A 19,783-nucleotide genomic window follows, 5' to 3' on the forward strand; every position below is an offset into this window, starting at 1 on the left:
GCCGCAACCGGAGAAGTCCGTGACGAAGGCCGCCGTGGACGAAGAGGTCTGGAGGGACTGCCCGTTCGGCTGCGGCTACCGGGGCGCCAGGGAGAGCATCAACAACCACGCCGACCGGCACCACCGAGAGACATAACGCCCCGCCCCGGCCAGGATCAGTGGCCGGGACGGCCGCCTGGCCTGTCAGGCCTCCATCCCCGCCATGCACAGCGGGCAGCCGCCCGGCGCGACTGCGGGTGACCTCGCTCATCGCACAAGGAACCAGCGCTGAAGGGCGACGCAGGTGGCGCGGCGCAGCGCGTAGACCTCGGAACCGACCGGGTCGTCGGGGAGGGCTGGGGCCGGCGCACGATGTAGAACCGCCCCGGCCCTCCACGGACACGAGACGGTTGTGGTGTTGCTGCTGGTTGCTGTCGTCCGAACCTGTGGGCGTGCCTACCGCGCAGGGCGCCGCGACCTGTCGGAGGCCTGGGTGCCGCCACCGGCGTGCTGCCCGCTGCGCTGCCAAGCTGGGGGCCGTACCCGGCCGGCCGGTCGCGAGCCTATGTGGTGCATGAGGGCCCGGCCAGGGATCTGGCCGGGCCCTCATGCCTGCCCCGGTGAGCAACTGATCGTTTTGCCCTTGCGGATTACGCGGGAGAGGGACGCTCAGCGGGATTCGTCGTAGGGGTCGCGGCTGCCGGACTTGGCAAGGCCCCGGCTGATCATGTAACCGACAGTGAGGATCACGATGTACAGCCATGCCTTGTCGGCCCGGAAGTAGTCGGCGTGACCGTCGTCATCTCCCACGACCATGGAGGCGATCAGCACCGCGACGACCGCGGCGATGTACGCGAAGAACTCCGTGGTCTTGAAGGCGGCCTTCGTCTCAGTCGACAGCCGGCGCGGCCGGTGAGCGGCCGTATCAGCGCCCACGTGGCCTGCACCGCCGACCGGGTTCACAGCACTCATGAGAAGGCACCTTTCATCATGGGAATCACCTTGAGGCGCTCCCGGAGTAAGGAAGGCGTCAAGATCAACGCCGCATCTACCGAGTGCCCACATCCGGCAAGTTAAACAACACATAAGCTTCCCGGCCGAGCATCCCCCGAACGAGCCGCCTCTTCAGGCCTTCGCGCCGCGGGTGCATGACGCGCGGATCGGAGAGCCTCGCGGAGCAGCTTGCTCGGACCCTTCCTCATGCACCTCAAGGACGACGCCACGGTGCTCATACTGGACTGGTGCAGCCATCGCAGCCGACCGGCCGGACCGAGCCCCGACCCCGCAGCAACGATGGCCTGGTAGCGGTCGTCTTCAGGCCACATCGAGCGCGTCTTGCTGATGCGATTGTGGGCAGGCGTACCGGAGACCTCGCCCCTATGGAGACCAGCCATGACGACCTCCAACGCGCAGCGGCCCCCGCCTGGTGCAAGGCGTGACGACGCCGCTATCGCCGACCTGGAGCGAGAACGCAGAGTTGCAGCATGCTGTCGGCTCCCACGCGACAGTGGACCATGCCATAGGCATCCTGCTCGCGACCCATCGGATTGCGCCGACGGCCGTTAGGTGGCCCGGCGGTGATGGGGTGTCGCGCGAGACTCCTGTCAGGTTGTCCCAGGGCATGTGTGGGCTGCCGTCTCCCCACCGTGTTCCAGGTGGCCCTGAATCAGGCCATACAGCAGTCGGCAAGCGGCGGGGCGGCCTCGCATCCAGCAACCAGTCGGCGCGGACGATCGCTCCGGTGCGCATGAATCCGGTCATGCCATAGTGCGCCGACACTGTCACCTCGGTTGATGCGGTAGGGGGAATCGCACGCCCCCTGGGCGTGAGCGGTGGCTGAAAGCCAGCCATGACGGCGAGACTCACAGGTGGACCTGTGCTCGTCGTCTGCGGCGGGGTACCCGTCGGCGCACGAGTCCCCCTGCCCCAGGAGGCACCCCCCATGACCTTCAATCCACTCGAGCAGCGGGGCATCCCGCTGGATCGGCAACTGCGCAGCTGGCGGGAGCTGAACGTGCAGCCGATCGACCCCGATCACTGCGACCCCTATACGCGGTGCCGGATCATCACGATGAACGGCATCGAGGTCGAGGCGATCATGTTCAGCCACCAGCTGGCCCGGAACACCGTCGATCCCGAGGTGAAGCGCCAGCTGGCCCAGACGCGGTACATCGAGGCGCAGCAGCAGAAGGCGGTCAACTGGCTGCTGCCCGGGGTGTCGTCGGTGCTGGAGACGACGATCGCCTACGAGCAGGTGGCCGTGGACCTCACGGCGTGGGTCGCGCGCATGGAGCCAGATCCCTATCTGAAGCAGGCGTACCAGTTCGGTGTCCTTGAGGACTTCGATCACCTGTACCGGTATGCCAACCTCTACGAGATGATCGAGCACCGCAAGGCGGAGTCGATCGTCGACAACCTCACCGAGGTCATGCCGGGCAGGCCCACCCGGTACCACCACCGCGATCCGGTCGACAACGTCCGCGACCCCTACGACAAGGATGCCACGAACCCCCTGTCGAAGCTGCACGCGCTGACGATCTTGTCGGCGGAGCAGCAGACCATGAACTTCTACATGAACACCGGCCCCACCTATATGGAGCCGATCGCCCGCCAGCTCTACCAGGAGATCGGCCTCATCGAGGAGGAGCACGTCACCCACTACGAGTCCCTCGTGGACCCGGGCGAGACGTGGTGGGAGCAGCTCGTCAACCACGAGTACAACGAGTGCTACCTCTACTACTCCTTCATGGAGCAGGAGAGCGACCCGAAGGTGAAGGCGATCTGGGAGCTCCACCTGAACATGGAGCTCGAGCACCTGCACACTGCATGCGACCTGATGCGCCGCCACGACGGACGCGAACCGCAGGAGGTCCTGGCGCCGGAGCTGCCCAACGTGCTCACTTTCGAGCCGAACAAGCAGTACCTGCGCGAACTGCTGGATACCCAGATGGACCTGACGACCCTCGGCGCGGGCTACGTCCGCGAGGCGCACGAGCGGTTCGAGCAGATGCAGGAGCAGATCCACGGGGGCGAGGTCCCGCCCAGCGACCGGGTCATGACCGAGCACAAGGAGATGTTCGGCCGCGAGTACCGCGTTCAGACCGAGGGCGAGCACCCCGACCCCGCCCAGCGCGAGAAGTGAGGCCGCCGCACATGTCCGAACTGCAAACACCTCAGGCCGGCGACGACCGGGCACCCGACATCGACGTAGTGGCTCTGCTGATGCGTCAGCACGGTGACATCCGCAACCTCTTCGACGAGGTCGAGCAGAGCCAGGGTGAAGAACGCCGGGACGCCTTCCGTCACCTCGTACGCCTGCTGGCCGTGCACGAGACCGCCGAAGAAGAGGTCGTCCACCCCTTCGTCCGCAGGGCGGTGGAAGGTGGCGAACAAGTCGTCAGGGATCGCCTGGCGGAGGAGAAGTCGGCGAAGGAAACGCTGGCGGCCCTGGACGACATGGACACCGACGACCCCAAGTTCATGCCCCGGCTGCTGCAGCTGCGCACCGAGGTGCAGGAGCACGCGCGGGCGGAGGAACGCTACGAGTTCGCCCACATCCGCCGCAGCACCGACGTGACCAATCTCTCCGCCATGGCCAAGGCCGTCAAAGTCGCCGAGGCGATGGCTCCCACCAGGCCGCACCCCGGGGTCGAGTCGGCCACCGCCAACGTGGCCCTCGGTCCGGTGGCCGCACTCGTGGACCGCACGAAGGACGCCGTCCGCAAGGCCATGGGAAAGAGCTGACCTACGAGGGAGGCGTCAAGTCGGCCGACCTCAAGATCGCCAAGGGGGGTACGTGACCAGTCTCCAGGGGTTCGCAGCCGGTCATGCGCCGAACGCCACAGCAGCCGCGTCACGAGGCAGGGCTGCAACGGGCCGGCGTCAGAAGTGAGTCTCTGGGCCACCACCGAGGGATCGAAGCATGCGGCATCCGGGCGAAATATTGCTCGGCGAGGACCTGCTGGCGCGGTACCGCGCCAGCAGGTCCTCGCCGAGCTCGTCGTCGGAGGCGGCGGAGGCCAGACCGACGCAGACCACGACTGCCGATCGGCGCCTGCAGACGTGCCGGATGCCCCAGCGCCCTCGCCCCCTTGCGGATTTCGTCGATCAGCGCGCCAGCCCCTGGGCTCACGCTCCAGGTGGTCCAGCAGTCACAGCCCCCGGTAACTGCAACCGAAGGCGGCATGGCGTCGTGCTCATAGTGGACCGGATCCCCACCTGCGCAGACGGGACCGTGGCCGCCTGCGGTGGACACGGTCAGCCTCCCGGCCGGATCACCGCGCGCACGCAGCCGTCGTTCTTGTATGCCCGCGGCGCCTCGTCCAGGGGCAGGGTATGGGTCGCCAGGTGGGCCGTGCTCAGCTCTCCGGCCGCCAGCCGGTCCAGCAGCATCGGGATGTAGCGCTGACCGTGCTGCTGGGCGCCTCGTACGGTCAGGCCCTTGTTGATCACCGTGCCCAGGGGGAACTTGTCGACGGCGCCGGCCGGACGGCGGTGGGGCGGCGGTGGGGCGGCCGTGGGGCGGTCGGTCTGGAGCCGGAGCTCCTGTTTGGCCTGGTCATTGAGGTGGACGGGGCTGTCGCTGTGAGCTTCCATGCCGACCGCCTCGATGCACACGTCGGGGCCCTGGCCGCCGGTGCGTTCGCGCAACTCCGCCCTGATGTCGGTGCTCGTGTAGTCGAAGACCTCGCTGCCGATGTGCCGCTCGGTCATCTGCAGGCGCTCGGGAATCCGGTCGATGGAGGTCACGCGTTCTGCGCCCAGCAGGATGGCAGTACGCGCCGCCATCTGCCCCACGGCCCCGCAGCCCCATACGGCCACCACGTCACCCGGTTTCACGGCCGCTAGGTCCGCGCCCATCCATCCCGTGGGGACCGAGTCGGAGACGAACAGGGCGCTGGTGTCGTCGATGCCCTCCGGGACGGGGAAGGCCCCGTAGTCGGCGAAGGGACGCGTACGTACTCGGCGTGGCTGCCGTGCAGTCCGCCTTTGGCGTGCGAGTAGCCGAAGATGCCGCCGGTGTCGGCGCCGAAGAGGGCCTGTCCGATGCCGGGGTTGGTGTTGGTGTTGTCGCACAGCGACCGACGACCTCGCCGAGGAACTCGTGAGCGATGACGTCCCCGGACCGCATGAAGGGGATGTAGCCGCCGGTGAGACGGACATCAAGCCAGTTTGGCGTCGAACGCCAAGAGACAAACGTCGTCCGTCTGCGGACCGCCTCCCTCTCGCCTCGGCGGGCCGGGCGTGGTTTGTCGCTCGGCGTCGTCCACAGCACCTGGAGGGGCTCGCCTCGCTTATCGCGGCCACCCGCATCCGTGTCCGACGCATCCTTCGTCACCCCCGTGACCTGCACCAACTCATACGACCCAGGCCGATCAGCCATGAGGGCTGGAGCGGCTGCCACGGTCTTGGCGTTCGGCACCGCCCGGTCGGGGAGATCCTGGTGCCGTCAGGCGCGATAACGGCGGGTGAGCGCCGGGCGTTGCGGCTTTGGGCGCAACGCCTGGGCCGATCCCTTGTCGTGGATCGCGCTCGAAGGAATGCGATCGTATTGCGAGAAGAGGGGTAACCGGAGGTCATGTTTTTCTTCAGCAACCGTGTCGGCTGCCTCGGCTCCCTGCTCATCAGCGCGGTGGTGACCGCAATCCTTGTCATGCTCCTGAACCGCTGAACCACGGGCGGGTTACTGGCGTCGGCCAGTGAGAGCACCGCCCAGATCGTCGGGCAGAGCGATGCGGGCGGCGGTACGGGTCCATACCGGATTCCTCAAGGCAGGAACTGCAGAATCTGTCGGGCCGTGGCGTCGGGCCGACTGAAGTGCACCGCGTGGGCTGCGCCGGGACCACGACGAGTCGGCCATGAGGCAGGTCCGCGCGTGGGCCTGGCTGACGGGGCCACGGTTCCCAGCACGTCCGCAGCCCGCGCCCTGATTCGTCGCCCCATTCCCTGCCGGGAGCGCTCGACGCAGCGGCGCGGGAGCGGCGTCAATCATTGCCGTGATGGTGTGGCAATTCAGCTCTCGTCGTCCTCGGCCGTCTCGGTCGTCTCGTCAGCCGCCGTGGAGGGCCGGGTCTCCTGACGGGCGTCGTCCTCCTCAGGATGAGTGTCCTTTTCCCCGGTGACCTCTTCCAGCGGGCTCTGATGGCCGTCAGCCGCATCGGGAGTGTGCATGATCTGTCCCTTCCGTTCAGCCGCTCCTTACTCCTTCGTCGAGTCACCGTGACAGAACGTCCCAATCATCCTGTTCGCACTTCATGGGCCACGGACAGCGCGAACGAACACGACGTGCGCGAAGTGAGGCATTCTGCGCAAGGTGGTAGGAAGTTTCGGACGCCCGGCCTCCGGAGAGAACGTCCGGCAGTTGCCGGACCTTGACGCCGCCTGGTGCTGAGTTGTGCGTCGCGGTGTAGGACGCGCTCCTCAGCGGACGGGTCGGGCTCACCCTGTCCCGCCGCCATCTCCTTGGTCGAGAAGCTGCTCGACGCCTACCCCGCCGAGACCGGGATGCCGCCCAAGATGCTGGGCGAGGCGGCCGACAAGCTGTACGAGTGCGCCGCCGTCTGTCTGTCCTGCGCCGACGCGGCCGCCGCCGAGTAGGACCCGGAAAAGAAGCGCGATGTCCATCAAGTGCGTGCGCCTGGACAACGACTGCGCCGGCCTGTGTACGGTCGCGGCCCGGATCCTACGCGCCAGACGCGATACGCCCCGCCGACGACGATGGCGATCATCGAGGCGACCCGTCCGTCCTGCGCGCGAGCGCGGACGCTGTCGAGGAGTTCAAGGGCGCTGCATACTTCGAGCTGTCCGCGAAGGAGTGCCGCGAGACGGAACAGCTGCTGGGTCGGCTGGCCGAGCAGATGGGCTCGAGCAATGCCGGCGAGGGGTACCCCACGTCACCGCCGAGCGCGACGACGCCTGCCGGAGCCTCCATAGGGCCAGAGACGTCTGGAACGTCCGAGGCATCCCAGGAGGTCTCCGAGGAGCAGCTCCGCGAGATGCACATGGACGAGCAGCGCGACATGGTCCGCGACAAGGGTCTCAGCGGTGTTCACGACATGCGCCAGGAAGAGCTCATCGAGGCGATCAGCGGGAAGCGCGAATCCTAGTGCGGTGACCAGGACGGACCGGCATGATCACCTTTTGCAGGCGGCGGCGCCGGTCTGCTGAGGCGGGCGCCTGAGCAGTCGCTCTGGACCCGCGCGCCTACGGCGTGCCGGGCGAGTCATGCAGGATGTCCGTGGTGATGTCCGGCAGTGACCTGCCGGTGCGGAGGGCTTCGGCGCGCATGAGGGCGAGGGCGTCCTCAGGGCTGATCCGCCGTCGGGCCGCCAGGGCTCCGACGGCACGCGAGGTGTCGAACCAGTGGGCGCGGACCACCTGCTCCGGCTCCCACGCCGGGGCGTCGTTCCCCGTGAGGAGCATCGCGCGGGTGGGCATGAGCGCCGCGGTCACCGCGTCGGCCACGTGGGACGCCTGCTCCAGGGCGTCCTCACCGAGAGCGTGGGGCCGCGTCGCCAGCAGGTCGACCGACCCGAGGACGTAGTCGCCGAAGAACAAGGGGAGCGCGTACACCGAGCCCACCTCCGGCAGCTTCTCGCACACCATCGCCCCGAAGAGCGGCCAGGGCGTCAGTTCCTGCCGCAGGTCGTCCACGGCCACGGGCTCACCGGTCTGCGCGGCACTGATGCAGGGTCCCTCAAGCACCGTGAACTGGATTTCCTCCAGCAGCAGGGCGGCATCGTCCGACGCGGCGAGCAGCTGGCGGGAGGGGGTGTCGGTGAGCAACGACAAGGTGGCACCGTCCACGCCAAGCCCCTGGCACACCGCCGCGCACACCCGGCGGGGAACCTCCTCCCCGGGGGTGCCCGCCACGGCTTCCGCGACCAGCCGCACCGCCTTCATAGCCTCGGCCGTCATCCGGCCCTCCGCGCTGACGCATGTACCCCGATGCCCACTGTCACGTGTCTCCCTGTGTCGTCCGAGCGGACGGCCACCGCCGACTCGCGGGCCCTGTCCCCTCGAGGACGCCGATCCGCGTATGTCAGGTGCCCTGTGTCGCCGCGGGCAAGCCACGAGCTGCACCTGAGAAAGACCCGGTCGACTCGGGGAGACCCGGCCGGGGCAGCAAGCGGCCGGCGCGATGGGCGCTCCCCTCTCGGCGAGTGGCTCCGTCAGGCTTCAGGTTTCATCTGAAAGCCGACCACGCTGATGATGTGTGCCCGACTCCTTCGCCAGGTCGAGCAGCTTCGCCTCGTCACGAGCGGGGAAGGAAAACAACGCCGAGACGATCAGCGGCGGGACCGCGGTGCACAGCGCTTCGATGGACGTTGTTGCCGTCCGGGCGGTGAGAACACGAGCCGCTCGTTCACCGTCGGCCGCTCCTGGCGTCCCCCGTACTCCGCGGGAGGGACGAACGCAGCCAGGCGACGATCCATCCGGTCTGCATTGCGGCATCGAGGAGGTACGTCGGCCGGATCCGCCCCTTGGGCACGTAGACCAGGTCGACGGCCAGCAGGGTCAGGGCGGTGCCCAGCCCGATGCGGCGGGCGTGGGCCGGGCCATGCGCGTCCCCGACCGCAGCGAGCTGGGCGACGCCAGCGGAGGCGAGCAGTCCGCCCGTCGTCATCTGCAGCCACACGTCGGTCTTCGGGCCGAAGACCCACTCGAAGCTGCGCAGGTGCAGCAGGGGCCACAGTCCGCCCACGACGTTGAAGGCACCGTGCGCGACCGCGAGCGTGTGGGCGGGCTCCCGCACTGCGGTTCTCCTCAAGGGACATCCCTCCGTAGGTTCCGGTCGGGTACCCCTGCCCAAGCGCCCTCACCCCGAGCCGAGTTCGACCGTCGTCGTGACCTGGGTGACGAAGGGATTCCTTCGGCGCCGAACGAACCCGAAGGGCACGGGCAGCTCGACGGGTGTCATCGCCCGAGGTCCGCGCCTCCGTAGCGGCCAAGACGGCACGGATGGGCAACAGGTCCCGGGCGCACGCGCCAGCCTCGCGTGACACGCCGGAATGCCATTGAGGGGAGTTAGGAGGGCTGGGAGACGCGCTCCGGCAGACACGGCCTGGAAAGCCCGAGCCGTACATACCTGACTCCTTCCGAGAAGTGCACCAAGGGCTCACTGAGGGGGCTTCCCGCAAACCCGCCGCGGCGGTCAGCGTCTCCTCCAGCACATCGACGCCGGCGGTGGCCAGCGGCCACGGCTCGTGCTCGACGGGCGTCTCCCACAGCATGCCGAGCCTGCGGGTGTACGCCCGCCAGCGCGCCACGGGGCCCGGCTCGGCGGGCGGAACGGCACCTGCCGGGCCATGAAGAGGGCCAGGACACGGGCGTCCGGGTGAAACGCCTCACCCGGCTCAGGGAAGGTAGTAGGTCTGCCGCAGGAACGCGGCCGTGTCTCGCAGGGCCTGGGTGTAGCCCGCCTTGTACCGCGCGTCCGTGTCGGTGCGCCGGCTTTCGGCCTCCCCCCACTGGTCGAGGTGCAGGGCGATGTCGAGGTGGTTGCGGTAGAGCGTGCCGTGTTCGCCGTCGAGGGCCGCTCGTGCGCGCTCCTCGTCCCAGTCCTCCAGCTCGCCGGTATCGAAATCCAGCAGTTCCTCATCAGGTGGCGGCACGGTTTCCTCCTTCGTTCCACTCAGGCCGAGGACGAGCAGCCCAGCCGTCCCTCCCAGGTACCCGTCATCGGATCCCGGTCGCGTCTGATGACCGGCTTCCAGACGACGGCCTTCTGGTCGACAGACAGGAAGTAACGTCGCTTCTCCTCGCGGTCTGCCACCGCACCTGGCTGAGGCCGGGTGCGTGCGCTTCAGCCGTACGGCCTTCATCAGCATCCACCGGACCCACTGTGCGAGCCCGGTGGCCGTCCCTCAGGGACAGGCAGTCCATGCCGCCCTGCCGCGGCGCGTCCTCGCCCGCCTGCCCTTGACGTAGGGCTATTGCAGGGGTTCATCCGGCCTGGTCGGCCGTTTGCGGTATGCACAGGTGGGGACCCGGCTGCTCATGACCACGACGCCCCGCCGTCGGATGCGGCAGAACCGGGTCCTGGCGCTGCTGGACCGCATAGAACGAGACCCCCGGGCCGATGCGGTGATCGACGCGATCGGCCGGGGTGTGCGTGCCCTGCCGCTCGGTCGCGGCCGTGACGCGCTGCACGGAAGGTGGCTGGGCCACCCCGTCCATCCGCTGATGGTGCAGGTGCCGATCGGCAGCTGGCTGTCCGCGGCCCTGCTCGATCTACGGCCCGGCCGCTCCCGTGAAGCGGACGTGTTCATCGGCGTCGGTCTGACCGCCGCCGCCCCCGCGGCCCTGGCAGGCTGGGTGGACTGGGCGGCACTGCACCGCCAGCAACAACGCGTGGGCCTGGTGCACGCTCTGAGCAACGTGACAGCCGTCGCGCTCTACGCGACCTCACTCACCTGCCGCCTCAGGGGACGCCACGCGGCCGGCCGAGCCTACGGCCTGCTGGGACTGACGGCGGTCGGAGTCGGAGGCATGCTGGGCGGCCACCTCGCCTACCGTCAGGCATCCGGCGCCAACCACGCCGAAGAAGTGCCGCACGTGGTCACAGAGAGCTGGCACCGGATCGGGACCGTGGAGGAGTTCCCGGCCGGCCGACCCGTGCGGCGCAGTGTGGAGGACGTACCGGTCTTGGTCGTGCGCGAGACCGGCGGCACCCTCCACGCGTTGGCCGACCGGTGCAGCCACCTCGCCGGACCGCTGTCGGAGGGCACGATTTCTGACGGATGCGTCCAGTGCCCCTGGCACGGAAGCGTCTTCCGCCTCTCCGACGGCTGGAACGTACGCGGCCCCGCCACCGCTCCCCAGCCCGCCTTCGACACTCGGATCACGGACGGCCACGTCGAGATACGCCTGCGCCAGGACGACCGGGCGGAGCACGCGGACAACAGCCGGGAGACGGAGCGGGAACCGGGCGCCGCGGAGGAGGGTGTGACCCATGGATACGCCTGACAACAGGGCTGACACCACAGGGGACTCCGCAGCTGACAGGACGGCTGACAACCGCCTCGCACCACGCCTGCGCGAGCTCGCCCGGCGCACCGGGCAACGGTACTCCGCAGGGCACGACCGGCCGCTGGGCGGCTATCTCACGGCCATGACGGGATTCGGGGCGTACACGGCGGCCTGGGCCACGGCGGTACGGCTGCGCGGGTGCGCCCTGCCCGACCGGCCCCAGCCCGGGGACGTAATCCTGACCTCGGTCGCTGCCTTCCGGCTCAGCAGACTCCTGAGCAAGGCGTCGGTCACCAGTCCGCTGCGCGCGCCCTTCACGCGGTACGTCGGCCCTCAAGGCCCCGCCGAGCTGCACGAGGAGGCGCAGTCCGGCAGGGACACCGTCGGCGAGCTGGTGACCTGCCCCTTCTGCACGAGCGTCTGGGTGGTGTCCACCCTGACCGCCGGCCAGTTGCTGTGGCCGCGGGCAACCCGGACCGCCATGGGCGCGCTCGCGGCACTGGCTGGCGCGGACGCGCTGCAACTGGCGTACGGCGCACTGGTGAGCCGGACCACCGGGGACGACTGATCGGGTCCGCCACCGGGGCTGCCCGGACACCGGGCACCGTCGACCGGCACAAGGTGGCGTGGACGGCACCTGGCAACGCATCCTCGCCGCAGTTCCAGCAGCAGCCGACGCTGACACATGTCTCCGCGTTAGAACGCTCCTCTATACACACGCCTACTCGAAACTCACCGTCACGCTGACCAACCCAGCCGACTCGTCGTGTATTCAGGCGACGGCGAACGGCACGGTCGCAACAACATCAGCAGCAATGCCACCGACGAGTTCCACTCCGCCAGTCCAGTTGCCGGTGACTGCGCCCCCTTTCCCAGGACCACGCTGGCGTCGCACCACCCACCGACGTCACTTCAGCCTCGTCAGAAGTGCTCAGGCAGTCCGTCGGGGACGGCGTCCACGGTGGGATAGCTGTGCAGTACCTGATCGGTGCCGGTCAGGGCCAGCATGTGCCGTACGCGTTCGCTGGGTGCGATCAGCACCAGGCCGGCGCCGGTGTGCCGGGCCGTGCGGTAGGCCGCTATCAGGCAGGTCAGCCCGGTGGAGTCCAAGAACGTGACGCCCGACAGGTCCACGAGCACGCTGTGGCTGCTGCTGCCCAGAAGCGGCTGCAGGACGTCGGCGAGGCGCGAGGCGGTGTGCAGGTCGAGATCGCCGAGAACCCTCACGAGAAGGCGGTCGGCGTTCAGTGAGCGCACCTGCAGCTCCAGGGTGGCCTGCCGGTCGGAGGAGGCGGGTCTTCTGCTCATGACCACATCCTTCTGTGCGGGCCCCGGATCACGGGGTCAGCTCCTGCTGGTGGCCGCCGCGCCACTCGGTAAGCAGCACGGTGGCGTCGTCGTCGAGCTTGCCGTCGTGATGGCCCAGCACCGCTGCCATCAGCCGGCGCAGCGTTTCGTGCAGGGTGTGCTCGCCGGAGTGGTGGCGCAGGAAGAAGTCGATGAACCGGTCCCGTCCGAACTCTTGGCCCTGGGCGTCGCGGGCTTCGATGACGCCGTCGGTGTAGAGCAGCAGGCGGTCCCCGGGCTGCAGCTGCTCGGTGGCCTCGGTCACGGGCAGTCCGAGGTCGGCGCCCATGGGGCCGGCCGGGGGGCAGGCCAGTTCGGTGGTCCAGCGGTTGTCGCGCAGCAGGATCGGTAGGTGGTGGCCCCGGTTGACCCAGGTTAGCCGTCCGGTTTCCATGTCGAGGTCGGCGAGGATGCCGGTGACGTAACGGCTGGTGCCGAACTGCTCGATCAGAGTGGTCTCCATGTGCCGACTGGTCTCGGTCAGCGAGGCGCCCTGGCGGCGGGCGTTGCGGCAGGCGGCCACCGCGACGTTCGCGGTAATCCCGGCAGTGGTGTCATGACCCATGGCGTCGAAGACGCCCAGGTGCAGGGTGCTGCCGGCCACGGCGTAGTCGAAGCTGTCACCACCGACACGGTAGGCGGGCTCCATCACCGCGCCCACGGTGGCTTCCTGTCCGGCGTAGGCGGGTGGTGGAGTGAGGTTCCACTGCATCTCCGCAGCCACATTCATCGCCTCGGTGCGCACCAGACGGGCGTAGGAGTCGCTGAAGGAGCGCTTGCTGAGCAGCAGGAGGGCGATCATCGATGCCAGGTCGCGCAATGCCTGACGAAGGGGTTCGTCGTCCGTGTCGGTGTCGGCCCGCAGCACGCCCAGGCGCTCCACGCCGTCGGTGATGGCCACCCACCACCGCCGCCGGCCGGCAGCACCGCCGCTCTTGCCCGGTTCGGCGAGGAGGGTCACGCGCTGATACGCATGGCCTGGCAGGCTGCCCTGGATGGAGAACTCCTGCCCGCCATCTCCAGCGTCCAGCCCCTGACCCGTCAGCTGACGCAGCACCGTCTCCCGGATGTCCACGACGAACACAGCCGTGTCATACATGCCGACTACAGCGGCGTGCTCGGCAATCAACCGTGGAAGCTGCTCAAGCGTGACAGTGTGGCTGGCTTGCATCAGCCGCACCAGCGAAGACGCCGCATCCTCAGCCATTCCCGCCGCCTACAACCAGGCAGCACCACGCCAGGCCGCCAGACTCCGACACAGCTACACGTCCCACGCGTGGGCCCCCTTTTTTTTCGCCAGTTGAAGCAGATACCGGTCCGTGCGCACCACAGACGTCCCCCCGGACAGCTCCTGAAAACGTGCGGGCAAACCACGGTTACCAGCCAAGCGCAGCACTGCCGACCTTGCTACCTCACTCGGCCGCCGGTGCCATCCTGTCCCCGCGCGAGCAGCGACCGTTCCGTCCTCACCTCGCAGCGCTGGGGCCGCTCGGGCCGGCCCGGCGCACCGTCCGGGCCGAACTCGGGGAGATCGCCGTCTTCCCGCTGCCCGGACACGCCGGCCTCCGGAACTGGTCCGAGGAACTCCGCAGCCCGCCGAAGGGAGGTCAGGCCCTGCGTGAAAGGAGGTCAGGCGATCCAGCCGCCGGTCAGGGCGAGGACGGCCGAGCCGTCGCGGTCGGCGAGCTTGGTGCCGGTGAAGTCACGGGCCCACTGGGACGTCTGGATGCGGAAGGCCGGGCGGTCGGCGGTGAGCGCCTCCACCACGGACTCGGCGGCCTCGGCCGCGGTCTGCGCACCGGTGGAAAGGCGGGGGACGGCGGTGTGGATGTACGTCAGGAGGGCTGGGGCGTACACGCCGGCGGCGGCGATCTCGGCCTCCAGGTCGAGACCGATGTTGCTGACAAACTCGGTGGCCACACCCCCGGGTTCGACCACGGACACGGTCACACCGACGGAGGCAGCTACCGGTGCCAGGCTCTCCATGTAGCCCTCGACGGCGAACTTCGCCGCACAGTAGGCCTCGTTGAAAGGCTGGCCGACAACGCCGCCCACACTGCTGACGGTGATCAGCCGACCGCCGGAGGCGCGCAGGTGAGGGAAGGCGGCCTTGGAGACGTTGAGAACACCGAAGAAGTTGACCTCCATCACCTGACGGACGTCCGCGACCGATTCGTTCTCGAGCGTGCCGAGGTGTCCAGCTCCCGCATTGTTGATCACGGCGTCGAGCCGGCCGTAGTCGGCCGTCACACCCTCAATCGCCGCGGCAACGGAGGTCTCGTCGGTGACGTCGAGTTGCCGGATGTCGATTTCGACCCCGGCCTCCATAGCGGCCTTGCGCAGGGCGTCGGCACGGCCGGGGTTGCGCAGGGTGGCGACCGTGCGCCAACCCGCTTCGGCGGCGGCGACGGCAGCAGCGAGGCCGATGCCGGAGGACGTGCCGGTGATCAGAACAACCTTGGATGACATGAGGGGCTCCAGCTCCTTGAAAATTAAGTGCGTGTACACACACTACACATTGCGTGTGCACACACGCAAGCGGCTATGATTCCCGCATGGCGACGAGGAAGCTCACCCCGGTGGAGATGCCCGAAGCGGATTACGCCTTCTACGGCCTGGTATGGGCAGGCACCGTGCTCACCGAACGCGTGGACCGCGCGCTGCTCAAGGCCCATGACCTGCCCGTCTCCTGGTTCGAGGTGCTGCTCTGGCTCGCCCACAGCCCCGAGCCGGTCCCTGCGTCCGTCCTCGGCAACAGCACAATGCTCAGCCGCAGCCAGGTTTCCCGTGTCCTGGACACGCTCCATGCACGGGGCGTAGTCACCCGTACGCCGTCCGCCAGGGACGCCCGGTCCGTCGAGGTCACCCTCACCCCGGAAGGCCGCCGTCTCTTCGACGAGGCCGACGCAACGCGGCGCGCCTGCCTGGGCCCCGTCTTCACGGACGTCCTCGACCAGCAGGACCTCCAAGCCCTCAGCGCGGTATGGCGCAAACTCAAGGCCCACCAAGACACCTGACCCGCTGATCCAGGTCACCGGCGGACGGCCTGGGAACGCCTACGGCCCGCTGCCGGTAGCGGGCCAGGTGCGGATCACCCGTGATCACCCTGGCAGCACCTCGGCGGGAAGATAGAGCTCGAACTCATCCCGCAGGGGACGCTGGCCGAACAGCTGCGCGCCGGCGGCTGTGACATTCCCCCGCCTTCTACACCCCCACCGGCGCCCACACCCAGGTCACTGACGGCGGGCCGCCCTGGCGCTACGACGGCACCAGCGGGGTGGCCGTATGGATTTCGAACACGAAATCGAGGAGAACCGGCTGGACGCCGATCAGCTCGCCGCGCTCGCGGAGCTGGGCATCGACTGGGCGGGAGCCGCACCGCGCCGAACCTCTGACCGCTCCCAGCCCTGGACCCGACCCCGGACCTCTTGAGCCTCGGGGCCAGCTGTCGGCGAGGCGGGCGAAACACCTGCAAAACGGCAGCCCGCTCCCCTGTCGCGCTCCCTGCGTTGCGAGAGGGTGTCGGCGGGGCGTTGCAGGCCGTTTGTGGAGCTGTAAGAGGTGAACGCCTGGCCCTTGGCGTACCTGGGGGTGCCGGGACCGGCCCTGGTTTTCCCGGATGCCGCGACGCCGCTGGCGCGCGGTGGCCCCGTCCGGGCACTCACACCTCGCTTTTCGGTCATTTCGCCATAGAAGATCGACGACTACTTGCCGGGATCGTTACTTTCCGCACTCAGGTGAACACGAAATGAGAGCTGGTGGCGGTGGACAGGCAAGAGGACATGCAGAGCACGGCTGGGGGGAAGGTCCGCCTCACCCGCGAGCAGCAGATGGAGCGGTTCGACAGGTGGTTGTCCGGGGCGCCCGGGGACGGCCAGCGGCAGGCACGGGGGCTGCGGAACAGGGAGATGCGGCTGGGCACGGGGCTGTGGCTGCACACGTTGGAGCGCGCCAGTCTGGGGCGGGAACTGACCGCGTGGGAGCAGGAGTTTGTCGAATTTGTCGCCTGCCCACGGTGCATGCAGTCCCTGCGGGAGGAAAGGCCGGGCTGTGTAGTGCTAGCCGGCTGTTGGCGCCGCCCTGGCGCGCGAGGCGTTTCAGGCGGTGGTGCGGTTGCCTTGGCGTGCGGCGAGCGCGGCCTGGGCGCTGGGGTAGGCGGGCAGGAAGGTGTCCATCCCGGTGACGCTGAGCAGGCGGCCCAGCCGGTCGGGGATGGCCGCCAGGGTCAGCGAGCCGTCGGCGTCCTTGGCGCAGCGCCAGATGCCGACGAGGGCGCCCAGCCCTGAGGAGTCGCAGAAGGTGACGCCCGCCAGGTCGGCGACCAGGTCGGGGTGTCCGTCGGAGATGAGGTCCAGGGCGCGGCCCCGGACGGCGGGTGCGGCGGCGATGTCGAAATCGCCGGACAGTGCGATCACGGCCAGGGTTCCGTCGGTGTGCGGGACATCGATGTGGAATGCGTCGGTCATGGGCGTCGGTTCTCCAGCGCGACGGAGACGTCGGCGGTCGGGGCGGCGGCGCTGTGGACGGTGGTGCTGATGCCGGCCGGAGCGGCATCAGCAGTGGGGACGGACAGGGCAAGCAGCGCCACGTCGTCGCGTTCGGTGTCGGGGAGGGTGTCCAGGAGCGCGACGGTGTCGTCGATCAGGGCGCCGGCGCGGACCGGTGCCGGTCGCTGGGCGAGGAAGTCGGCAAGGCCCGTGTCGTCGAGCATGTGGCCATCGGCGGTGCGGGCCTCGGTCAGCCCGTCGGTGTACAGCAGCAGTCCCTCGCCCGGCGCCAGGTGCAGGGTGCGTGAGGCGAAGGCAGCCTCGGCGAAGGCGCCGACCAGCATGCCGCCCTTGGCACGGGCCGCCTCCACCCGTACACCGCCTTCCTCGGTGGAGCTCAGGTGGTAGGCGGGCGGATGGCCGCCGGTGGCCAGCGTGACCGTGAAACCGCCGTCCCGGGCGGGATCGAGCACGCCGAAGATGGCGGTGCAGAAGCGTGTCCCCACCGCCGCGTCCAGCAGCAGCGCCGTGTTCAGGGCATTCAGCGCGGCCGTCGGGTCCGCGTCGACGAGGGCTGCGGCCCGCAGCGTGTAGCGGGTCAGTGAGGTGACCGAGGCTGCTTCGGCGCCCTTGCCGCACACATCGCCCAGGAAGAACGCCCACCGGTCCCCGCCGACGGGGAAGACGTCGTAGAAGTCGCCGCCCACTTCCTGCGGGGAGGCGGTCTTGTAGTGGCAGGCCAGCTCCAGGCCCGGTACCGCGGGCAGGACGGGAGGCACCAGGGTCCGCTGCAGGGTGGAGGCGAACGCGGCGATGGCCGCCTTGTCCCGCTCCGCGCGCTGCCGAGCCTCTTCCTCCGCCTGGCGCTTCTCCTGCTCGACTTTGCGGCGCTCCTGCTCGGCGCGCACCACGCGCAACGCCGACAGCCGCAGCTCCAGCTGGTCACGCACCACCGCCGCCAGGTCCGCGAGCGTGGCCGAATCCGTCTCGCTGATCTCGCGGGGGCGGGTGTCGAGGACGTTGACCGTGCCCAGCCGGTACCCGTCGGCGGTGATGATCGGAGCGGCGGCGTAGAACCGCACCCCCATCGGGCCGGCGACCAGCGGGTTGGAACAGGCGACCGGGTCCAGCAGGGTGTCGGGGATGACAGTGGTGTCATGCGTCAGGACCGCCGAGGCGCACAGCCCCGGATCCCGGCCGATCTCGCTGACACCCTCCAGTCCGTGCGTGGCCTTGAACCAGATCCGGTCCTCGTCCACGATCGTCACCGTCGCCACCGGCACCTCGAACAGACGCGCCGCCAGCGCCGCGACTCGATCGTAGGCGCCGTCCGGCGGAGTGTCGAGAATGTCGTAACGGCGCACCGCCGCCATCCGCGCCGCCTCGGCCGACGCGGCCACAGGCCCGCTCGGTGATATCGCAGGCGGACTCGCTTGTTCCGGCATGTCCCTCGTCTCGGTCATCCCCCCAGGAAGGCACCGACCAGACAGCCAGCACTCCGGAACCCTACCGAACACGGCCGGCGCACCCGACCCGACGACGAGCTTCGCGGAAACACCGCAACCCGGCGCAGTGATCACGGAAAGGCGAAACTGACGGCGTTCGTGGTGCGGCGGTTCGTCGACCGCGGCCTCCTGGTCAACCTGAGCGCGAACCCGGACAGGGACGCTGCACCACCTGCGAGGACGGTGTCGGTGGCCGCATGGAAGAACAGCCATCCGACCGGGCGGTCGAGCGGCCCGAGGCGGCCCACGGGGGCGGATGGCGGTGCTGGAGCTCGGACAGGGCGTGCCACAGGTCGCCCGGCAGATCCTGGGGTGCGGTCTCTTCTCGGCTGCGTCTCATGAGGCCTGTGGAGGGCCTGTGGTGGGCTGGTGCCGTCGGATGGTCCCGTCCGTCCCGCCCGGTGGTGCGGTGACTTCGGGACCGGTCCCGCATGGTGGCCGGAGACGGGCTCGATGTCGACCACACCACGGGCAACGAAGGGCCAGCTCACTGACGACGAGGTCACCTTCCTCGTCGTGAGGCGGAGCTGCCCATGCCGAGGACGTCTCGCACGCGGTCGTAGACGCTCAGCGGTATACCCAGCAGTGCGTTCCCGGGAGGCCGCCGGGGAATGACGGGGTGCGGATGCGTCGGAGCGGTCTGTCGTACCGCTGCCCATGCGGTGCCGAGATGGCGTAGCCGGGACATGTCCATCGCGTCCCGCAGTTGGGGGAGGAGGAGGTCTTCCTCGTCCCTGATGTCCTGCCGTATCAGCGCGAAGGCCCGCTGAACCTTGTCCTCCCGCCCGCGATCGCCGGCAGGAAGGCGTTCGATGTCGGCGACAAGATCGTTGATCTGCTGATGTTCCTCCTCGACGCAGGCCGTCAGTTCCTCGCCCTCCGGCACCGAGGCCCTGACGACGGGCCACAGCACCGTCTCCTCCGCGAAGGCATGGCTGAAGACCAGCTGCACCACCTGCTTCAGAACCTTTTCCCGCTGGTGAAGGTCGTCGAGGGTCAGGTACTGGCCCATCAGCCGGTCCATCTCCTCGTGCTCGCGGCGTTGCCGCACCAGGATGCTGCTGTCTCCACCGAGCTGCTCGACGGTCTGGTCCTTGATGGTCTTCGGCATGACCGCTCCCCTGCGTGCTCCGCAGCCGGGCCCGTGACACTTGCCGGGCCACCTGGATCGCTACGCCCGCCCGGGTACCCGGAGGCGGCCCAGTGCAACGCCGAACGATGTCCGTGCACGGTCCATCGAGACCAGCATGCGCGAGGGGCACGACACGGGAGCTCGTCGGCAGCCAGCAGGTGCAAACGATCAGCCGCCACCGCGAGATGCCCGGACTTGGCCGTCTCGAACGGGAAGTTGCGCAGTACCCGTGACGGCGGAGATCGGCAGGAGAGTGGGGCCGCGTGGGTGTCGAGGCATCGTCGTCAAGGCACGTACCGGCCCCGGGCGGCGCGACAGCTGGGTGGGGGCCGCGCGTATGACACGGCCGAGAGCAGCATCGC

Annotated in this window: 19 protein-coding genes and 2 pseudogenes; 8 read left to right on the forward strand and 13 right to left on the reverse strand. The window is 69.0% G+C overall.

Going from position 1 to position 19,783, the window contains the following annotated elements:
* Positions 1-648: 648 nt before the first annotated feature.
* On the reverse strand, positions 649-951 hold the full coding sequence (locus ACZ5Y0_RS27725; protein ID WP_469131418.1) for a hypothetical protein: 303 nt from the start codon (positions 949-951) through the stop codon (positions 649-651).
* Between the two features lie 970 nt (positions 952-1,921).
* On the opposite strand from ACZ5Y0_RS27725, the gene ACZ5Y0_RS27730 reads away from it, so the two are divergent.
* Together ACZ5Y0_RS27730 and ACZ5Y0_RS27735 are read left to right on the forward strand one after the other, a co-directional pair.
* Positions 1,922-3,121 (forward strand): hypothetical protein, encoded by a 1,200-nt coding sequence (locus ACZ5Y0_RS27730; protein WP_469131419.1) that lies wholly within the window; start codon positions 1,922-1,924, stop codon positions 3,119-3,121.
* Positions 3,122-3,132: 11 nt separating this feature from the next.
* Positions 3,133-3,723: a hemerythrin domain-containing protein gene (locus tag ACZ5Y0_RS27735; protein WP_469131420.1), complete on the forward strand. Its 591-nt coding sequence runs from the start codon at positions 3,133-3,135 to the stop codon at positions 3,721-3,723.
* Between the two features lie 513 nt (positions 3,724-4,236).
* On the opposite strand, the gene ACZ5Y0_RS27740 is transcribed toward ACZ5Y0_RS27735, so the two are convergent.
* The gene (locus ACZ5Y0_RS27740; RefSeq protein WP_469131421.1) at positions 4,237-4,839 is read right to left on the reverse strand and encodes a zinc-binding dehydrogenase; all 603 of its coding nucleotides are present in this window, start codon (positions 4,837-4,839) and stop codon (positions 4,237-4,239) included.
* A gap of 1,152 nt (positions 4,840-5,991) precedes the next feature.
* Positions 5,992-6,150 carry a hypothetical protein gene (locus tag ACZ5Y0_RS27745; protein ID WP_469131422.1) on the reverse strand — a complete coding sequence of 53 codons (159 nt, stop codon included), beginning with the start codon at positions 6,148-6,150 and terminating at the stop codon, positions 5,992-5,994.
* 291 nt (positions 6,151-6,441) lie between these two features.
* Here ACZ5Y0_RS27745 and ACZ5Y0_RS27750 point away from each other — a divergent pair, with 291 nt between their 5' ends.
* Entirely contained in the window at positions 6,442-6,576 is a 135-nt protein-coding gene (locus tag ACZ5Y0_RS27750; protein ID WP_469131423.1) for a hypothetical protein, read from the forward strand.
* A 606-nt stretch (positions 6,577-7,182) separates the two neighbouring features.
* Here ACZ5Y0_RS27750 and ACZ5Y0_RS27755 read toward each other — a convergent pair.
* The 4 genes and pseudogenes from ACZ5Y0_RS27755 to ACZ5Y0_RS27770 all read right to left on the reverse strand — a co-directional run bounded on the left by ACZ5Y0_RS27755 (position 7,183) and on the right by ACZ5Y0_RS27770 (position 9,593).
* Complete coding sequence (locus tag ACZ5Y0_RS27755; protein WP_469131424.1) at positions 7,183-7,896, reverse strand: GAF and ANTAR domain-containing protein; 714 nt, start codon at positions 7,894-7,896, stop codon at positions 7,183-7,185.
* Between the two features lie 448 nt (positions 7,897-8,344).
* On the reverse strand, positions 8,345-8,734 hold the full coding sequence (locus ACZ5Y0_RS27760; protein ID WP_469131425.1) for a hypothetical protein: 390 nt from the start codon (positions 8,732-8,734) through the stop codon (positions 8,345-8,347).
* Between the two features lie 415 nt (positions 8,735-9,149).
* Positions 9,150-9,212: pseudogene (locus tag ACZ5Y0_RS27765) on the reverse strand (hypothetical protein); the annotation flags it as partial.
* Between the two features lie 123 nt (positions 9,213-9,335).
* Positions 9,336-9,593: a hypothetical protein gene (locus tag ACZ5Y0_RS27770; RefSeq protein WP_469131426.1), complete on the reverse strand. Its 258-nt coding sequence runs from the start codon at positions 9,591-9,593 to the stop codon at positions 9,336-9,338.
* Positions 9,594-9,978: 385 nt separating this feature from the next.
* Here ACZ5Y0_RS27770 and ACZ5Y0_RS27775 point away from each other — a divergent pair, with 385 nt between their 5' ends.
* Together ACZ5Y0_RS27775 and ACZ5Y0_RS27780 are read left to right on the forward strand one after the other, a co-directional pair.
* Positions 9,979-10,947, forward strand: a complete 969-nt coding sequence (locus tag ACZ5Y0_RS27775) for a Rieske (2Fe-2S) protein (protein ID WP_469131427.1) — start codon at positions 9,979-9,981, stop codon at positions 10,945-10,947.
* The gene (locus tag ACZ5Y0_RS27780; protein WP_469131428.1) at positions 10,934-11,518 is read left to right on the forward strand and encodes a DUF1360 domain-containing protein; all 585 of its coding nucleotides are present in this window, start codon (positions 10,934-10,936) and stop codon (positions 11,516-11,518) included. Before ACZ5Y0_RS27775 ends, ACZ5Y0_RS27780 begins: the two co-directional genes overlap by 14 nt.
* A gap of 353 nt (positions 11,519-11,871) precedes the next feature.
* Here the strand turns inward: ACZ5Y0_RS27780 and ACZ5Y0_RS27785 are convergent, their stop codons facing one another.
* The 3 genes from ACZ5Y0_RS27785 to ACZ5Y0_RS27795 form a co-directional block, all read right to left on the reverse strand.
* Positions 11,872-12,258, reverse strand: a complete 387-nt coding sequence (locus ACZ5Y0_RS27785) for an STAS domain-containing protein (RefSeq protein ID WP_469131429.1) — start codon at positions 12,256-12,258, stop codon at positions 11,872-11,874.
* A gap of 28 nt (positions 12,259-12,286) precedes the next feature.
* On the reverse strand, positions 12,287-13,504 hold the full coding sequence (locus ACZ5Y0_RS27790; RefSeq protein WP_469131430.1) for a PP2C family protein-serine/threonine phosphatase: 1,218 nt from the start codon (positions 13,502-13,504) through the stop codon (positions 12,287-12,289).
* A gap of 422 nt (positions 13,505-13,926) precedes the next feature.
* Entirely contained in the window at positions 13,927-14,766 is an 840-nt protein-coding gene (locus tag ACZ5Y0_RS27795; RefSeq protein WP_469131431.1) for an SDR family oxidoreductase, read from the reverse strand.
* An 86-nt stretch (positions 14,767-14,852) separates the two neighbouring features.
* Here ACZ5Y0_RS27795 and ACZ5Y0_RS27800 point away from each other — a divergent pair, with 86 nt between their 5' ends.
* The 3 genes and pseudogenes from ACZ5Y0_RS27800 to ACZ5Y0_RS27810 all read left to right on the forward strand — a co-directional run bounded on the left by ACZ5Y0_RS27800 (position 14,853) and on the right by ACZ5Y0_RS27810 (position 15,729).
* Positions 14,853-15,314 (forward strand): MarR family winged helix-turn-helix transcriptional regulator, encoded by a 462-nt coding sequence (locus ACZ5Y0_RS27800; RefSeq protein WP_469131432.1) that lies wholly within the window; start codon positions 14,853-14,855, stop codon positions 15,312-15,314.
* A 93-nt stretch (positions 15,315-15,407) separates the two neighbouring features.
* Positions 15,408-15,583: pseudogene (locus ACZ5Y0_RS27805) on the forward strand (CoA-transferase); the annotation flags it as partial.
* Entirely contained in the window at positions 15,583-15,729 is a 147-nt protein-coding gene (locus ACZ5Y0_RS27810) for a hypothetical protein (protein ID WP_469131433.1), read from the forward strand. The pseudogene ACZ5Y0_RS27805 and the gene ACZ5Y0_RS27810, both read left to right, overlap by 1 nt.
* Before the next feature lie 665 nt (positions 15,730-16,394).
* Here the strand turns inward: ACZ5Y0_RS27810 and ACZ5Y0_RS27815 are convergent.
* From ACZ5Y0_RS27815 to ACZ5Y0_RS27825, 3 genes are all read right to left on the reverse strand, one after another.
* Positions 16,395-16,763 (reverse strand): STAS domain-containing protein, encoded by a 369-nt coding sequence (locus ACZ5Y0_RS27815; RefSeq protein ID WP_469131434.1) that lies wholly within the window; start codon positions 16,761-16,763, stop codon positions 16,395-16,397.
* Positions 16,760-18,184, reverse strand: coding sequence for a PP2C family protein-serine/threonine phosphatase (locus ACZ5Y0_RS27820; RefSeq protein ID WP_469131435.1), 1,425 nt, complete (start codon positions 18,182-18,184; stop codon positions 16,760-16,762). Before ACZ5Y0_RS27820 ends, ACZ5Y0_RS27815 begins: the two co-directional genes overlap by 4 nt.
* A 607-nt stretch (positions 18,185-18,791) precedes the next feature.
* Positions 18,792-19,400, reverse strand: coding sequence for a hemerythrin domain-containing protein (locus tag ACZ5Y0_RS27825; protein ID WP_469131436.1), 609 nt, complete (start codon positions 19,398-19,400; stop codon positions 18,792-18,794).
* Positions 19,401-19,783: the final 383 nt, after the last annotated feature.

This window comes from Streptomyces sp. NPDC033216, from assembly GCF_055577115.1.

Bases quoted from the DNA above. Each gene is read 5' to 3' on its own strand.
- ACZ5Y0_RS27730 (WP_469131419.1), top strand. From the start codon at position 1,922: ATGACCTTCAATCCACTCGAGCAGCGGGGCATCCCGCTGGATCGGCAA.
- ACZ5Y0_RS27825 (WP_469131436.1), bottom strand. From the start codon at position 19,400: ATGCCGAAGACCATCAAGGACCAGACCGTCGAGCAGCTCGGTGGAGAC.
- ACZ5Y0_RS27775 (WP_469131427.1), top strand. From the start codon at position 9,979: ATGACCACGACGCCCCGCCGTCGGATGCGGCAGAACCGGGTCCTGGCG.
- ACZ5Y0_RS27745 (WP_469131422.1), bottom strand. From the start codon at position 6,150: ATGCACACTCCCGATGCGGCTGACGGCCATCAGAGCCCGCTGGAAGAG.
- ACZ5Y0_RS27800 (WP_469131432.1), top strand. From the start codon at position 14,853: ATGGCGACGAGGAAGCTCACCCCGGTGGAGATGCCCGAAGCGGATTAC.
- ACZ5Y0_RS27755 (WP_469131424.1), bottom strand. From the start codon at position 7,896: ATGACGGCCGAGGCTATGAAGGCGGTGCGGCTGGTCGCGGAAGCCGTG.
- ACZ5Y0_RS27795 (WP_469131431.1), bottom strand. From the start codon at position 14,766: ATGTCATCCAAGGTTGTTCTGATCACCGGCACGTCCTCCGGCATCGGC.
- ACZ5Y0_RS27735 (WP_469131420.1), top strand. From the start codon at position 3,133: ATGTCCGAACTGCAAACACCTCAGGCCGGCGACGACCGGGCACCCGAC.
- ACZ5Y0_RS27785 (WP_469131429.1), bottom strand. From the start codon at position 12,258: ATGAGCAGAAGACCCGCCTCCTCCGACCGGCAGGCCACCCTGGAGCTG.
- ACZ5Y0_RS27740 (WP_469131421.1), bottom strand. From the start codon at position 4,839: ATGGGCGCGGACCTAGCGGCCGTGAAACCGGGTGACGTGGTGGCCGTA.
- ACZ5Y0_RS27790 (WP_469131430.1), bottom strand. From the start codon at position 13,504: ATGGCTGAGGATGCGGCGTCTTCGCTGGTGCGGCTGATGCAAGCCAGC.
- ACZ5Y0_RS27725 (WP_469131418.1), bottom strand. From the start codon at position 951: ATGAGTGCTGTGAACCCGGTCGGCGGTGCAGGCCACGTGGGCGCTGAT.
- ACZ5Y0_RS27780 (WP_469131428.1), top strand. From the start codon at position 10,934: ATGGATACGCCTGACAACAGGGCTGACACCACAGGGGACTCCGCAGCT.
- ACZ5Y0_RS27815 (WP_469131434.1), bottom strand. From the start codon at position 16,763: ATGACCGACGCATTCCACATCGATGTCCCGCACACCGACGGAACCCTG.
- ACZ5Y0_RS27810 (WP_469131433.1), top strand. From the start codon at position 15,583: ATGGATTTCGAACACGAAATCGAGGAGAACCGGCTGGACGCCGATCAG.